The sequence below is a fragment of the Hydrogenophaga intermedia genome, assembly GCF_023715105.1.
GTDB classification, from domain to species: domain Bacteria; phylum Pseudomonadota; class Gammaproteobacteria; order Burkholderiales; family Burkholderiaceae_C; genus Hydrogenophaga; species Hydrogenophaga intermedia_A.
In genome coordinates this window covers 33,617-48,568 of sequence record NZ_JAMBNO010000015.1, presented here as the reverse complement: position 1 = coordinate 48,568, position 14,952 = coordinate 33,617, and the positions used below count along the sequence as shown (strand labels likewise).

At 69.4% G+C, this 14,952-nt stretch carries 16 protein-coding genes; 14 read left to right on the top strand and 2 right to left on the bottom strand.

Annotated features, from left to right (window positions below; translation table 11 throughout):
* Nucleotides 1–54: 54 nt before the first annotated feature.
* From M3149_RS15085 to M3149_RS15070, 4 genes are all read left to right on the top strand, one after another.
* Nucleotides 55–990, top strand: a complete 936-nt coding sequence (locus M3149_RS15085; RefSeq protein WP_251710369.1) for an aldo/keto reductase — start codon at nucleotides 55–57, stop codon at nucleotides 988–990.
* A gap of 13 nt (nucleotides 991–1,003) precedes the next feature.
* On the top strand, nucleotides 1,004–1,678 hold the full coding sequence (locus M3149_RS15080; RefSeq protein ID WP_251710368.1) for a hypothetical protein: 675 nt from the start codon (nucleotides 1,004–1,006) through the stop codon (nucleotides 1,676–1,678).
* Complete coding sequence (gene thiD, locus M3149_RS15075) at nucleotides 1,675–2,478, top strand: bifunctional hydroxymethylpyrimidine kinase/phosphomethylpyrimidine kinase (protein ID WP_251710367.1); 804 nt, start codon at nucleotides 1,675–1,677, stop codon at nucleotides 2,476–2,478. Before M3149_RS15080 ends, thiD begins: the two co-directional genes overlap by 4 nt.
* Before the next feature lie 102 nt (nucleotides 2,479–2,580).
* Nucleotides 2,581–3,081, top strand: a complete 501-nt coding sequence (locus tag M3149_RS15070; protein WP_251710366.1) for a Dps family protein — start codon at nucleotides 2,581–2,583, stop codon at nucleotides 3,079–3,081.
* On the opposite strand, the gene M3149_RS15065 is transcribed toward M3149_RS15070, so the two are convergent.
* Nucleotides 3,029–3,964: a DMT family transporter gene (locus tag M3149_RS15065; RefSeq protein WP_251710365.1), complete on the bottom strand. Its 936-nt coding sequence runs from the start codon at nucleotides 3,962–3,964 to the stop codon at nucleotides 3,029–3,031. The genes M3149_RS15070 and M3149_RS15065 overlap by 53 nt on opposite strands.
* Before the next feature lie 74 nt (nucleotides 3,965–4,038).
* Between M3149_RS15065 and M3149_RS15060 the strand changes: the two genes are divergently transcribed.
* The 10 genes from M3149_RS15060 to M3149_RS15015 all read left to right on the top strand — a co-directional run bounded on the left by M3149_RS15060 (nucleotide 4,039) and on the right by M3149_RS15015 (nucleotide 14,497).
* A complete protein-coding gene (locus M3149_RS15060; RefSeq protein ID WP_251710364.1) occupies nucleotides 4,039–4,902 on the top strand; it encodes a LysR family transcriptional regulator in 864 nt (287 codons plus the stop codon).
* 69 nt (nucleotides 4,903–4,971) lie between these two features.
* On the top strand, nucleotides 4,972–6,984 hold the full coding sequence (locus tag M3149_RS15055; protein ID WP_251710363.1) for an alkaline phosphatase family protein: 2,013 nt from the start codon (nucleotides 4,972–4,974) through the stop codon (nucleotides 6,982–6,984).
* Between the two features lie 101 nt (nucleotides 6,985–7,085).
* Nucleotides 7,086–7,439, top strand: a complete 354-nt coding sequence (locus tag M3149_RS15050; RefSeq protein WP_251710362.1) for a hypothetical protein — start codon at nucleotides 7,086–7,088, stop codon at nucleotides 7,437–7,439.
* Nucleotides 7,440–7,496: 57 nt separating this feature from the next.
* Nucleotides 7,497–7,979 (top strand): Lrp/AsnC family transcriptional regulator, encoded by a 483-nt coding sequence (locus M3149_RS15045; protein WP_251710361.1) that lies wholly within the window; start codon nucleotides 7,497–7,499, stop codon nucleotides 7,977–7,979.
* A gap of 353 nt (nucleotides 7,980–8,332) precedes the next feature.
* Nucleotides 8,333–9,418 carry a TRAP transporter substrate-binding protein gene (locus tag M3149_RS15040; RefSeq protein WP_251710360.1) on the top strand — a complete coding sequence of 362 codons (1,086 nt, stop codon included), beginning with the start codon at nucleotides 8,333–8,335 and terminating at the stop codon, nucleotides 9,416–9,418.
* 21 nt (nucleotides 9,419–9,439) lie between these two features.
* Nucleotides 9,440–9,964: a TRAP transporter small permease subunit gene (locus M3149_RS15035; protein ID WP_251710359.1), complete on the top strand. Its 525-nt coding sequence runs from the start codon at nucleotides 9,440–9,442 to the stop codon at nucleotides 9,962–9,964.
* 1 nt (nucleotide 9,965) lies between these two features.
* The gene (locus M3149_RS15030) at nucleotides 9,966–11,282 is read left to right on the top strand and encodes a TRAP transporter large permease (RefSeq protein ID WP_251710447.1); all 1,317 of its coding nucleotides are present in this window, start codon (nucleotides 9,966–9,968) and stop codon (nucleotides 11,280–11,282) included.
* A gap of 4 nt (nucleotides 11,283–11,286) precedes the next feature.
* The gene (locus M3149_RS15025) at nucleotides 11,287–12,123 is read left to right on the top strand and encodes a sulfite exporter TauE/SafE family protein (protein WP_251710358.1); all 837 of its coding nucleotides are present in this window, start codon (nucleotides 11,287–11,289) and stop codon (nucleotides 12,121–12,123) included.
* A 24-nt stretch (nucleotides 12,124–12,147) separates the two neighbouring features.
* Nucleotides 12,148–13,737 (top strand): gamma-glutamyltransferase family protein, encoded by a 1,590-nt coding sequence (locus M3149_RS15020; protein WP_251710357.1) that lies wholly within the window; start codon nucleotides 12,148–12,150, stop codon nucleotides 13,735–13,737.
* A gap of 19 nt (nucleotides 13,738–13,756) precedes the next feature.
* Nucleotides 13,757–14,497 carry a formylglycine-generating enzyme family protein gene (locus M3149_RS15015; protein ID WP_251710356.1) on the top strand — a complete coding sequence of 247 codons (741 nt, stop codon included), beginning with the start codon at nucleotides 13,757–13,759 and terminating at the stop codon, nucleotides 14,495–14,497.
* Here the strand turns inward: M3149_RS15015 and M3149_RS15010 are convergent.
* Nucleotides 14,455–14,940 carry a hypothetical protein gene (locus M3149_RS15010; RefSeq protein WP_251710355.1) on the bottom strand — a complete coding sequence of 162 codons (486 nt, stop codon included), beginning with the start codon at nucleotides 14,938–14,940 and terminating at the stop codon, nucleotides 14,455–14,457. The two genes, M3149_RS15015 and M3149_RS15010, sit on opposite strands and share 43 nt — an antisense overlap.
* Nucleotides 14,941–14,952 lie beyond the last annotated feature (12 nt).

Below are 14,952 nucleotides of genomic sequence, written 5' to 3'. Positions count from 1 at the left end.
CGCCACTCGATCAAGGTAATAACCCACTGACGCTTGTGACTGTTGTGTGACGAAATGGAACACCCTCCACCCCTCGGGCGCGGCCTGCGCCGCCGCCCTCTGCTCGGCCTTGGACTGGCACTGAGCCTGCCGCCCCTCGCACCCGCCGCCAGCGCGCTGGAGGTCATGACGCAGCGCAGCATCGGGCGCGGCGGTGAATCCCTGCCGGCCATCGGCCTGGGCAGCTGGATCACGTTCAATGTCGGCAACGACCCGCGTGCGCGCGCGCAGTGCACCGAGGTGGTCCGGGCCTTCTTCGCCGGTGGCGGCCGCCTGATCGACAGCTCGCCCATGTACGGCTCATCGCAGCCGGTGATCGGCGAAGCGCTGGCCCAACTCGGACACCCGGGCGCCTTGTTCTCGGCCGAAAAAGTCTGGACCGGCAGCGGCGCGCGCGGGCCGGCACAGATCGAGGCCTCGCGCGCGCACTGGGGTGTGCCGACGTTCGATTTGCTGCAGGTGCACAACCTGCTGGCCTGGGAGGAGCACCTGCCGACGCTGCAGCGCATGAAGGCCGAAGGCCGGCTGCGTTACGTGGGCATCAGCACCTCGGAGGGGCGCCGCCACACGGAGCTCGAACGCATCCTGCGCACGCAGGCGATCGACGCGGTGCAACTCACCTACAACCCGCTCGACCGCGAGGCCGAGCCGCTGATGGCGCTGGCGCAGGAGCGGGGCGTGGCGGTGATCGTCAACCGCACCTTCCGCGAAGGCCAGCTCACGCGTGCGCTGGCGCGCCACCCACTGCCCGCCTGGGCGAGCGCAGACGCCGGCGCGACCAGCTGGGCGCAGCTGATCCTGAAGTTCGTGCTCGCACACCCCGCTGTGACCTGCGCCATCCCGGCCACGCGACAGGTTGCGCACGTGCGCGAGAACCTGGCTGCCGCGCGCGGCCCGCTGCCTGCACCGGCGTTGCGCGATCGCATTGCGCGCACCATCGCTGCGCTGTGAGGAGCGCGATGCCATGAGCGAATGGTGGACCTACCGACCCGCGGACTTCCTGATGTTTGCGCCCGACACCTACTGGCGCCTGTTCGAGCTGCACAACGCGGCGTGGTGGCCGCTGGGCTTGCTGGCCAACGCCCTCGTGATCGTGCTGGCGGTGGCGTTGTGGCGCGGCGAGACGCTGGCACCGCGCCTGGCCGCGGGCCTGATGGCGGTGCTGAGCGCGACGGTCGCCTGGGGCTTCGTGTGGCAACACTATGTGCCGATCAACTGGGGCGCGCAGCTGCTTGCAGGGCTGTTCGCCATGGCGGCACTGGGCTGGCCGCTGCTGGCAGGCGACGTTACGTTGCGGCCGGCGCGCGCGGGTCTGCTGCTCCTGCTGATGGCCGCGCTGTCCTGGCCGCTGATGGCCTGGGCCGGGGAGCGCGCCTTGACGCATGCCGAACTCATCGGGCTGGCCCCGGACCCGACGGCCGTGGCGGGCCTGGGCCTGTTGCTGCACTGGCGCTGCGCCACGGCGCGCGGCCACCTGGTCTGGTGGACCCTGCTGGTGCTCGGCGTGCTTGCCTGCCTGGTCAGCGCCACCACACTGGCCACGATGCAGGACCCGCAGGCCATGGCGCCCATGGCGGCTGCGGCCATTGCCATGGGCGCCGCGCTGGCCCGCCGGCCACTGAGACAATCGCGTCCATGACCCACCCACCCCGCGTGCTCAGCATTGCCGGCAGCGATTCCGGCGGTGGCGCCGGCATCCAGGCCGACCTCAAGACCTTCAGCGCCTTCGGCTGCTTCGGCATGACGGCCATCACCGCCATCACGGCACAGAACACGCAGGGCGTGCGCGCCATTCAGGCGCTGCCGCCCGCGCTGCTCGCGCAGCAGATCGACGCCGTGGTGGAAGACATCGGTGTCGACGCGGTGAAGATCGGCATGCTGCACGGCCCCGACATCGTGCGCGTGGTGGCCGAGGCGATCGATCGCCACCGACTGAACCGCGTCGTGCTCGACCCGGTGATGGTGGCCACCAGCGGCGACCGGCTCATCGCCGAAGAGACCGTCGCCGTGCTGGTGAGTGATCTGTTCCCCCGCGCCACGGTGATCACGCCCAACCTCGACGAGGCCGGCTGGCTGCTGGGACGCGTGATCGCCCGTGCCGACGCACTGCCCGCCGCAGCCGCCGACTTGCGTTCGATGGGCGCCAACGGCGTTTTGCTCAAGGGCGGTCACCTCTCAGGCCCGGTGTTGACCGATCTGCTGCTTGACGACACGGGCAGCACCGCGTGGGAAGGGGCGCGCATCGACACGCCCAACACCCACGGCACGGGCTGCACGCTCTCCAGCGCCATCGCCTGCGGATTGGCACGCGGGCTCGCGCTGCGCGACGCGGTGGCACAGGCGCGCGACTACGTGCGTGGGGCGTTGCAGGCGTCGGCCGCCTGGCGCCTGGGCAACGGCCACGGACCACTGGATCACGGCTGGCAAACCCGTGCCTGACGTCTGGTCAAGCGATGACATCTCCTGAACAGATACCGGTCAACACCGCGCACGGCGCGGCGCTGTAAGCTCACTGACGTCACCGAACCTTCAGGAGCATGCATGAGCAAGAAGACCCCCAAACCCGTCATGGCCGTCAACATCGGCATCAGCGAAAAAGACCGTGCTGCCATCGCCAAGGGCTTGAGCCATCTGCTGGCCGACACCTACACGCTGTACCTGACCACGCACAACTTCCACTGGAACGTCACCGGCCCGATGTTCAACAGCCTGCACACCATGTTCATGGAGCAGTACACCGAGCTGTGGAACGCCGTCGACCCGATCGCCGAGCGCATCCGCTCGCTCGGCCACGTGGCCCCTGGCAGCTATGCCGAATTCGCCAAGCTCAGTTCCCTGCCCGACGCACCCACCACGCCGCCCAAGGCGATGGAGATGGTGGCCATCCTGGCCAAGGGCCACGAAGGCGCAGCGCGCACCGCTCGCGCCATGTTCGAGCTCGTCGACAAGGCCAGCGACGAACCCACCGCCGACGTGCTGGTGCAGCGCCTCACCGTGCACGAGCAGACGGCCTGGATGCTGCGCTCGCTGCTGGAGGAGTGAGCGATCCGCCAGGCTGTGTGCCGGACGATCTGCCGCCCCACCAAAGGGCCAAGGCCATCAGTGAGACACCCAGCAACTGCGCCGGTGACAACCAGCGTTCGTATACCAGGGCATCGCACAGCAGCGTGACCGCCGGGTAAACGAACTGCAGCAGCGCGCTGCGCGATGTGGTCAGGCGCGACATGCCACCGTAGATGAGCACATAAGCCAGCCCGGTGTGCACGATGCCCAGTGCGGCGAGCCAGCCCCAGGCCGGCCCCCAAGCGGGCCAGCCGCCCAGCAGCAGCCAGGGCCACAGCACCAGCGAGCCCACCGCGCACTGCCACCACGCCAGGGCCAGCGGCGGCACCGGCGTGCGCGCGCGCAGCAGCAAGCCGACCAACGTCTGGCCCGCCACGGCCACGCCGCACAACGCCACACCCACCACCGACACCGCCGCGCCGCCACCGAACAGGCCGGTGGCCAGCGCCAGGCCCAGCAAGGCCAGCACCACCGCAGCAATGCGGGCACGCGGCAGCGGCTCGCCCAGCCACCAGGCGCCGGCCAGCATCAAACACAGTGGCTGCACATGGAAGACCACCGTCGCCAGACCCACCGACAGGCGTTGAATGGCAGCAAAGAACACGACCCAGCTCAGCACCACCAGGCCCGCAGCCAGCACCACCCGGCCCAGGGCGCCTGGCGGCAGTTGCCACAGCGGTGCACGCGCCGTGACCCGGGCCCACAGCGTGAGTGCGAGCAGACCGAAGGCGCAGCGGAACCAGGCAGCACTGGCGGCGTCGCTGCCCGATTCGAGCAGGAACACCCCCAGCGTGCCCAGCAGAGCGCCGCCGGCGGCCATGCGCCAGGCGGCGCGTCGTTCGTCGCTTGCTGCGTTGTTCATGGCGTCACTGTGAAAGCGATCAATGGTTTCGAGAAGCGGATAATTCGGATTCCATTCATCCGGAAATCGAATCCATGCGCGCCGACGACCTGCAGATCGACTGGCTCAAGTGCTTCGTGGCGGTGGTCGACGCGGGCTCGCTCTCGGCTGCCGCGCCCGAGGTGAGCCGCTCGCAATCCGCCGTGAGCATGCAGTTGCAGAAGCTCGAACGCGCGGTGGGGCGTGCCCTGCTGCTGCGTGGGCCGCGCCAGCTGGAGCTCACCCCGGATGGCCAGGCCCTGCTCGGCTACGCGCGCCGCCTGCTCGACCTGCATGCCGAAGCGCAGGCAGCCATGAAGCCGGACACCCTGCAGGGCCGCGTGCACCTGGGCGTGCCCGACGACTACGCCGCGCGCTACCTCACGCCGGTGCTCAAGCGTTTCGCGGCGCGCCACGCAGCGGTGGAAATCGAACTCGACTGCGAGCAGTCGACGCGGCTCATTCCACGCGTGGCACGCGGCGAACTCGACCTCGCGCTGATCTCGCGCGACCACGCGCAGCGCGGCACGCTGCTGTTCCACGAACCGCTGGTCTGGGTGGGTTCGCCGCAGTTCGATGTGTGGCGTCGCGACCCCCTGCCGATCGCGGTCTACGAAGACAGCAGCCTCGCACGCAAGCACGCCCTGACCACGCTGTCGCTGCAGGGCCGGCGGCACCGCGTGGCCTACCACAGCTCCAGCCTGGCCGGGCAGATCGCGGCGGTGGAGAGCGGCCTCGCGGTGGCGGTGCTCACGCAATGCAGTGCACCGGCGCACCTGCAGGTGCTCGGGCCGGAGCACGGACTCGGGCCGCTGGCACCCATGGCGGTGGCGGCTTACCGCAGCCGCGCATCGCGCGGCGCGCCCGCGGTGGACGCGCTGCACCGCGTGTTGGTGCAGACGCTGCGGCAGGCCGCCTGAGCGCACGCCGCGGCTTTTTTGCCGCAGCGCAGCACGCGCTTCATGTCCGCGCCACAATGGTCCGGCACCATGACTGTCTCCCGACCCGATCAACTCCCCGATCCGACGCCCGATCTGACGCCCGACCCGTTGCACGACCCCGAACACAACGAACTGCCCCTGGTGCTGGCCGGCCCTCTGTTGCGACGAGTGCAGGCGCAGCGTGTGGCGTGGTGGCTGGCCACCACACAGGCCTGTGACCTGCGCATCACGCTGTGCCATGAAGACGGTCACCGCACAACCCACGAACCCACGGTGCGCACACTGCGCGCAGGCGAACGCCTGTTCCTGCTGCTGATCGATCTGTCGCTGGACGAGGCACTGGGCGAGAACACCTGGACCGGCTACCGCTTCGAGTTCGCCAACCCCGATGGCACCTGGGTTGCGCTGGACGACGCCGCGCTGTGCCACGCCGGCCATGACACGCCCGGCTTCGTGCACGCGCCGCGGGTGCACGCGCTGCTGCACGGCTCCTGCCGCAAGCCGCACCACGCGGGCGGCGGCGACGGGCTGGCGCGCGCCGATGCCCACCTCGCGCAACGCCTGGCCGAGAACGACCTCGCCCACTGGCCGTCGGCCCTGGTGCTCAGTGGCGACCAGGTCTATTGCGACGACGTCGCGGGCCCGCTGCTGCGCGCCATCCACGGCCTGATGCAACGCCTGGGCCTGCGCGACGAAGCCATCCCCGGCGCCGAGGGCAGCGGCGTGCGCGACAGCGCCGACCTGCTCACGCACCCGAACACCTACTACCGGCGCGAGCAGTTGCTGCCGCGCACACCGCGCAGCGAGCGGCTGATCGACCTCCTGTTCGACGGCGCCAGGAAACCCATCTTCACCACCGACAACGCGCACAACCACCTCATCACCCTGGGCGAGGTGCTGGCCATGTACCTGCTCGTGTGGTCCCCGTTGCCATGGCAGGGGCTCGATCTGTCGCCACCGCCCGGACTCGACGAGAGCGGCCGCGAACGCTACGCCCGCGAGGCGCGCGCCATTGCGGACTTCCGCGAGGGCCTGGCCGCCGCGCGCCGCGCACTGGCGCACCTGCCCGTGGCGATGGTGTTCGACGACCACGACATCACCGATGACTGGAACCTCAGCCGCGAGTGGGAGGACGTAGCCTACGGCCACCCGTTCTCGCGCCGCGTGATCGGCAACGCGCTGCTGGCCTACCTGCTCAACCAGGCCTGGGGCAACCGGCCGGAAGCGTTCGAGCCGCAGGGCCTGCTCGATCAGGTGCAGGCCGCGCTCGATGCACCCGGTGGCCAGGCGCACGAAGCATTGATCGAGCGCCTGCTGCAGTGGCGCGACTGGCACTACGTGTGGCCGACCTCACCGCCGCTGATGGTGCTGGACAGCCGCACGCACCGCTGGCGCTCCGAGGTGTCGCCGCGGCGCCCCTCGGGCCTGATGGACTGGGAGGCGCTCACCGATCTGCAGCAGGCACTGCGCGGCCACCCCGCGGTGCTGCTGGTGGCCTCGGCGCCGATCTTCGGCGTCAAGCTCATCGAGACGGTGCAGCGTGTGTTCAGCTTCTTCGGCAAACCGTTGATGGTGGACGCGGAGAACTGGATGTCGCACCCCGGCGCCGCGAGCGCGGTGCTCAACATCTTCCGCCACCCGAAGACGCCGCAGACCTTCGTGGTGCTGTCTGGCGACGTGCACTACTCCTTCGTCTACGACGTCGAGCTGCGCCCACGCGGTCGCCGGCGTGCACCGGTGCAGGGGCCGCACATCTGGCAGGTCTGCAGCAGCGGCTTGCGCAACGCCTTTCCCGACGGCTTGCTCAAGTGGCTCGACCACCTCAACCGCTGGCTCTACTCGCCGCGCTCGCCGCTCAACCGCTTCACCAGGCGGCGCCACATGAAGGTCACACCGCGCAAGCCCGAAGGCACGCCCCACGGGCGGCGGCTGCTCAACGGCGCCGGCGTCGGCTTGCTCGAACTCGACGACAACGGCCGCCCGCAGCGCATCTGCCAGCTGCTGGCCGACGGGCGCGAGGTGGCCTTCGTGCCGCGCGAGGCCGAGGCGCGCGAGGACTGAACCGCGCCGCACCGCAAAACGTCCGCTGGTCCGCTGGCCGCGCCGCGTGATCCCGATCACGCGCCTCGCCCAGCGCCCTGCGCTAAGGTGCCAAGCTGACCATGGACAACGCTTTCGACCACCTCGTCGCCGTCTGCGAGCGCATGCGCCAGCTCACGGCCGCGCTGGAAACCCTGCGCAACCTGCTGATGGCCGACGTCACCGCCACCGGCGACGCCCGAACCGCCATGGGCGACACCCATGAAACGGCGCGTGGGCTGTTCATCCACGCCATGGGCCTGCGCCAGCGCGCCGGGGGCGACCTCGAATCCACCGTGCGGCTCATCACCGCCGACACCGACCCGGGCCATTCGGCCCAGCGCCAGGAATGGCTGCAGCTGTGCCGCGAGCTGGCCACCACGCTGCAGGGCATCGACGGCGTGCTGGCCGAACTCGAGACGCACCTGCGCCGCTGAGCGCAGAGCCCGGGGTAGCGTGCGCGCCCTGGCGTGCAGGTTGCTTGCAGCACCGGCATGACCTCCCCCACCCTTCCCGCCCCCGACCTCGGCCTGAGCCGCCTCGACAGCACGTTGCTCAACATCCTCGTCAAGGACGGCCGCGCGTCCTTCGCCGACCTTGCGCGGCAACTTGGCATCTCGCGCGCGCATGCCCGCGCCCGGGTGCAGGCGCTGCAGGCCAGTGGCGTGATCGAGTTGTTCGCCGCGGTCATCAACCCCGAAAAGCTCGGCCAGGTGAACTCGACCTTCCTCGACATCGTGGTCACGCCGGCGGCGATCGAACGCATTGCCCAGGAGCTGGCGGACTGCCCCGAGGTGGTGAGCCTCTACATCATGAGCGACCTGCGCAGCCTGCACGTGCACGCGCTCACCGAGAGCCCGGCGAGCTTCGAGTCCTTCGTGCGCCGCCACGTGTTCAACCGCCCCGAGATCGTCTCGGTGGACTGCAAGACCCTGCTCACGCGGGTGAAGAACCGCCGCGGCGGCGCGCGGCTCTGATCGCCCCGAACAACGCGTTTGGTGCACCCGCACCGCGCTTGTGCGGTGCTGCCGAATGTTCCGCCCAGGCGTGCCAGCGGGTCACGCTGAACAACCTCGCGGGCCGGCAACGACGTTGTTGCTGAACAAACGGTCATGGATCGGCTGGCGGCTGAACATTCGACACCTCCGCCTCGCTCCACGGCATGCACCAAAACGGGAAGCATGCCAACAAATTAGCCGTTAAGTACGCGCAAACAAGGTCGCCAGGCGGACTTCGCACATGGCACAGGGATTGCGGACAGCTGTTTTCGTCGCATGACAAACGGCAACCGCCACCCATCCTTTCAACACCTTTCTGCAGGAGCGTCGCCATGTCCCTGATCCGCCGCCAGTTCCTCTCGCGCGCCGCCATCGCTACCACGGCGCTGGGTGCCCCCATGCTCGCCAACGCGCAAAGCGCGCGCTTCAACTGGAAGATGACCAGCGCCTACGGCAAGGGCTCGCCGTTTTACATGGACGGCCCCGGCAGCGCGAGCGATCTCGCCAAACGCATCCGCGAGATGTCGGACGGTCGCCTGAACATCCAGGTGTTCGGCGCTGGTGAACTGATCCCGGCCTTCGAGGGCTTTGACGCCGTGCGCGCCGGCACCGTGGAAATGAACCACGCCAACGCCTACTTCTGGACCGGCAAGACCGCCGCGGCCCAGTACTTCACCGCTGTGCCCTTTGGCATGAACTTCCAGGGCATGAACGGCTGGCTGTACGACGGTGGCGGCATCGACCTCTGGAACGAGGTCTACGCGCCCTTCGGCATGGTGGCCATGCCCTGCGGCAACACCGGCGTGCAGATGACCGGCTGGTTCAAGAAAGAGATCAAGAACGTGGCCGACCTGCGCGGCCTGAAGATGCGCATTCCGGGCCTGGCCGGCAAGGTGTACGCCAACCTCGGGGTGGACGTGAAGGTGCTGCCGGGTGGCGAGATCTTCCCGGCGCTGGAGCGCGGCGTGATTGACGCGGCCGAGTTCGTCGGCCCGTTCCAGGACCGCCGACTGGGCCTGCACAAGGCCGCCAAGTTCTACTACACCACCGGCTGGCACGAGTCGTCCACCGTGTCGGAGCTGCTGATCAACAAGGCCGCCTGGGACAAGCTGCCCAAGGACCTGCAGGCCATCGTGAGCAACGCCTCCGCAGCCTGCAACGTCATCAGCGAGGGGTGGTGCCAGAAGGCGAACTCCGACGCCATGGAAGACTTGATCAAGAACCAGGGCGTGACCGCACGCCCCCTGCCCGACGACGTCATCAAGGCGCTCAAGACCGAGACCGACAAGGTGCTGACCGAGGCCATCAAGGACCCGCTGACGAAGAAGGTGCACGACTCGTACTTCGCGTTCAAGGCCAAGTACGACCGCTGGAGCGAAATCAGCGAAGAGGCTTACCACCTCAAGGTTCGCGGCTGATCGGGCAAGGGGCGAGGCATCATGCTCAAGGCATTGCGGCCGCTGGCCGCGTTCATCGAGGGGTTCATCGACCGCATCGGCACGCTGACCGCGTGGATCGCGCTGGCGATGATCGGCCTGGTCGCCACCAACGTCATCCTGCGCTACACGATGAGTGTGGGCTCGGTGTGGGCGCAGGAGCTGGAATGGCACCTGCTGGCGGCCCTGATCCTGCTGGGCATGAGCCACGCCCTGCAGCGTGGTGAGAACGTGCGCGTGGACCTGTTCTACGCGCGCTTTCCGGCGCCGCTCAAGCGCGCGGTCGACGTGCTCGCTGCGCTGCTGCTGATCACCGTGAGCGTGCTGTTCATCGCACTCTCGCTCGGCTACGTCGAGCAATCGCGCGCCATCGCCGAGGGCTCGCCCGACCCGGGCGGCATTCCCTTGCGCTGGATCGTGAAGTCGCTGATCCCGCTGGGCTACGGCCTGCTGGTGCTGCAGCAGCTTGCGCACCTGGTGCGCCTGCTCTCGCCGGCTGACGGCGCGCAGGAGGCACGTCGTGTTTGAGATGCACACCTACGCCCTGCTGATGCTGGGCGGCTTCTTCCTGATGCTGATGATCGGCATCCCGGTGGCGGTGAGCCTGGCCGTCACCGGCTTCGTGTTCGGCTGGCTCGGCTTCGGCGAGACGCTGTTCAACCTGCTGCCGGCGCGCTTCTATGGTGTGGTGGGGGGCTACCAGTGGATGGCGATCCCGTTGTTCGTGTTCATGGGCGTGATGCTCGAGAAATCGCGCCTGGCCGATGACTTGCTTGATGTCATGGGCCACCTGGCGGGCGGACTCAAGGGCGGCATGGCCATCGGCATCGTACTGTTTGGCGTGCTCATGGGCGCGACCACCGGCATCGTGGGCGCCACCATCATCACGCTGGGCCTGCTCACGCTGCCCACGCTGATCCGCCGCGGCTACGACAAGAGCGTGGCCTGCGGCGTCATCTGCGCGTCGGGCACGCTGGGCCAGATCATCCCGCCCAGCCTGATCCTGATCCTGCTGTCGGACATCATGCAGCTCTCGGTGGGCACCTTGTTTGCGGCCGCCGTCGGCCCGGGCATGTTGCTGGCGGCGGTCTACATCATCTATCTGCTGGTGATGGGCATGCTGCGCCCGGCCAGCATGCCGGCGCTGCCCGTGGCGGAGCGCGACGCGGTGTCGCGCCGCCAGCTCTGGGTGCGCTTCCTCAAGGTTCTGGTGCCGCCGGTGATGCTGGTGGTAGCGGTGCTGGGTTCCATCGTGGGCGGCATCGCCGCCCCCACCGAGGCCGCCAGCATGGGCGCGGTGGGCGCGGTTCTGATCACCGCACTGTCGCGCCGGTTGAGCTGGAAGACGCTCAAGGAGACCGCGCTGGACACCAGCAAGATCACCGCCATCATGATGTTCATCCTGATGACGGCCCAGGTGTTTGCGCTCTCGTTCCGCGGGCTGCAGGGCGAGGAACTGATCGCCGGCCTGTTCGAGCAGCTGCCGGGCGGCGTGAACACCGCCGTCTGGTTCCTGATGGCCATCATCTTCGTGCTCGGCTTCTTCATCGAGTGGATCGAGATCAGCTACATCGCGGTGCCGCTGTTCCTGCCGATCCTGCTCAACATGGGCGTCGACCCGGTGTGGCTGGCCATGCTCATCACCCTCAACCTGCAATCGAGCTTCCTCACGCCGCCGTTCGGCTGGGCGTTGTTCTACCTGAAAGGCGTGGCGCCACCCGAGGTCAACATCAAGGACATCTACAAGGGCGTGATTCCCTTCATCGGGCTGCAACTGCTGGCGCTGGTGCTGCTGTTCCAGTTCCCGCAGATCGCGCTGTGGTTGCCCAAGGCCATCGGCTGGTAGCGCGATGGAGTTCTTCGCACAACACAGCGGCACCTGGCTGCTGGGGCTGGCTGCCGCCCTGCTGGCCACCGGCCTGGTGGCCGGGGTGCTCGCCGGGCTGCTCGGCGTGGGCGGTGGCATCGTCATCGTGCCCATGCTCTACCACCTGTTCACGCTGCTGGGCATCGACGAATCGGTGCGCATGCACGTCGCGGTGGGCACCTCGCTTGCGACCATCGTGCCGACCTCCATCGTTTCCAGCCGCGCGCACCGTCGCAAGGGCAGCCTCGATCCGGCGCTGATCCGCCGCCTGCTGCCCTCGGTGGTCGTGGGTGTGGCGCTCGGCGCGCTGGCCAGTGGTTTCCTCAAGGGCTGGGTGCTGACCGCCGTGTTCGCCAGCGTGGCGCTGGGGGTGGCGCTGAACATGGCCTTCAAGCGCGACGGCTTTGCCTTGCGCGACGGCCTGCCCGGCCCGCTGGGCACCGCGCTGCTGGGCAGCGGCATTGGCGGCGTCTCCACGCTCATGGGCATCGGCGGCGGCACGTTGTCGGTGCCGATCCTCAACGCGCTGCGCGTGCCCATGCACACGGCCGTGGGCACCGGCGCCCTGCTGGGCACCGTCATCAGCGTGCCCGGCGCGCTGGCCTTCATGATCGGGGGGCTGGACGTGCCGCTGCGCCCGCCCTTGAGCCTGGGCTATGTGAACCTGCTGGGCTTTGCGCTGATCGTGCCGGCGACACTCCTGACCACCGCCTGGGGAGCGACACTGGCACACCGCATTGACGCACGCCGCCTGCGCTGGCTGTTCGCCGCCTTCCTGGCGCTGACCTCGGCGCGCATGTTCGTCGGGCTGTTGAACTAGAACCACATCGATGGAGACCTGCAGATGATTCACACCTTGAGAGCGCTGGGCGGCATGGCCGTCGCGCCGCACCACCTGGCCGCACAGGCCGCGCGCGATGTGTTGCGCGACGGCGGCAACGCCGTCGAGGCCATGGTGGCCGCCGCCTCGACGATCGCGGTGGTGTACCCGCACATGAACGCCATCGGCGGCGACGGTTTCTGGCTGATCCACGAGCCCGGCCAGACGCCCGTGGCCATCGAGGCCTGCGGCCCGGCCGCCGCGCTGGCCACGCGCGAGTTCTACAGCGGCTTCGAAGCGATCCCCTCGCGCGGCCCGCTGGCGGCGGTCACGGTGGCCGGCACCGTGGGCGGCTGGCAGCGCGCGCTGGAGGTCTCGGCACGCTGGGGCGGGCGCCTGGATCTGTCGCGGCTGCTGGGTGATGCCATCCGCCACGCACGCGATGGCGTGGCCGTCACCGCGAGCCAGGCCGCACTCACCCGCAGCAAGCTGCGCGACGGCCTGGGCGATGCGCCGGGCTTTGCGGGCACCTACCTGGTCGACGGTGAGCCCCCCGCCGTGGGGCACTTGCTGCGCCAGCCCGCGCTGGCCGACACGCTGCAGCACCTGGCCACGCGCGGGCTTGACGACTTCTATCGGGGTGAGCTGGGCGCGCGCATCGGCTCGGCCCTGCTGCGGGCGGGCAGCCCGGTGGGGCCGGACGACCTGGCCGCCTACCAGGCGCGCTTCGTCGACGCGCTCGCGGTGCGGCTGCACGACAGCACGGTGTACAACCTGCCGCCGCCCACGCAGGGCCTGTCCACGCTCATGATCCTGGACCTGTTCGATCGGCTCGGCGTGAGCGAAGGCGAGGGCTTTGCGCACCTGCACGGTCTGGTGGAGGCCACCAAGCGCGCCTTTCGCGTGCGCGAGCGCGTCGTCACCGACCCCGCGCACCTGCCGGAGGACCCGCGCCGCTACCTCCAGCCCAGCGTGCTGGCCGACCTTGCTGACAACATCGACCCCAAGCGCGCACTGCCCTGGCCGGAGCCCACGGCGCCCGGCGACACCATCTGGATGGGCGTGATCGACCGCGAGGGCCGCGCGGTGAGCTTCATCCAGAGCGTGTACTGGGAGTTCGGCTCGGGCCTGGTGCTCGACGGCACCGGCATCTGCTGGCAGAACCGCGGCACCAGCTTCTCATTGCACCCACGCGCGCTCAACACGCTGGAGCCGGGCCGCAAACCGTTCCACACACTCAACCCGTCGTTGGCGCTGTTCGACGATGGCCGCGTGATGCCCTTTGGCACCATGGGCGGCGAAGGGCAGCCGCAGACGCAAGCCGCCATCTTCACGCGTTACGCGCGCTTCGGGCAGACCTTGCAGCAGGCGGTGAGCGCGCCGCGCTGGTTGCTTGGGCGCACCTGGGGCGCGACCAGCACCACGCTCAAGCTGGAAAGCCGCTTCGACCCCCATGTGGTGAGCCAGCTGGCCGATGCGGGCCATGCGGTGGAGATGCTGCCCGAGGCCTTCAGCGACACCATGGGCCACGCCGGCGCCCTGGTGCGCCACGCGAACGGCGTGATCGAGGGCGCCGCCGACCCGCGCAGCGACGGCGCCGTGGCCAGCCTGTGACGACCGCAGAATGTCCGCCATGCCAATGATCACATCGCCCTGGATCGCTGTGGCCCTGTGGGTGGCCGCCTCGGCCGCGCAGGCCGCTGTCATGCAGCCGATCGGCCGCTTCGAGATTGACCGCACCGAGGTCACCGTGGCGCAATTCCGCGCCTTCGTCGACGCCACCGGCCTGGTGACGGCCGCCGAGCGCGCCGGCGGTGGCAGCACCTACGAAGGGGGCTGGCAACGTCGCGAGGGCTGGACCTGGCGTGCGCCTTTCGGCAGCCTGGCCCGCGACGAAGAACCGGCTGTGCACGTGACCCATGCCGAGGCCGCGGCCTACTGCCGCTGGGCGGGCAAGCGCCTGCCCACCGACGCCGAGTGGGGCGAGGCCGCGTACACCGAGCGGCGCACCGCGCCCCCACCCGGTTTCGTCACCGGCAAGACCTACCGCTTCCCCACCGGCGATCAGCCCCTGGGCGCCAACTGCCTGGGCGACTGCGGGTCCACGGCGACCGTGGGCAACGCCATCAGCTCGCGCGGCCGCGGCCACGCACCCGTGGGCGCGTCGGCCATGGGCGTCAACGGCCTCCACGACATGGGCGCCAACGTGTGGGAATGGGTCGACAGCGGCCCCGGCAGCGAGCAGCGCACGCGCGGCGGCTCTTGGTGGTACGGCGCCGAGCAGATGCGCGACAGCCACGTGCAGACCAAGCCGGCCGACACGGCGGTGGTCTACATCGGCTTTCGCTGCGCGCGCGACGTGAGACGGCCGTAGGCGAAGCCGGCGAGCACTGCCCCGGCGGCCATGCTCAGCAGGCCGGGCAGGTGCCGGGTGGCATCGATGAACGACGGCATCGGGGCCACCGCGTCGACCGCGAGCACCGCCGCCACCATGCCCGCACCGGCCGCCGCGGCCAGCCACGCGTTGCGGGCCGCGGGCCAGCGCCGGCCCAGCCAGTTCCCCACCGCCAGCGCGGGCAGCCAGCCAGCGGCCAGAATGCCTGCGTACACCGGCGCGAAGCCGATCAGATCCTGCCAGGTCGTGCGCGCGCGCTCGGCCCACGGAATGTCCACACCGAGCCCGGCCAGGGCCTGCAGATTCCATTGCGTCTGCGCCACCGAGCCCCAGGCGCTGGCGAGCAGCCAGGCCGCCAGCAGCGCAACGAGGTGTGATGTCCAGCGACGGTGTGCAGAATCGCTCGCGATACCGTGTTTCATGTTGATCAACCG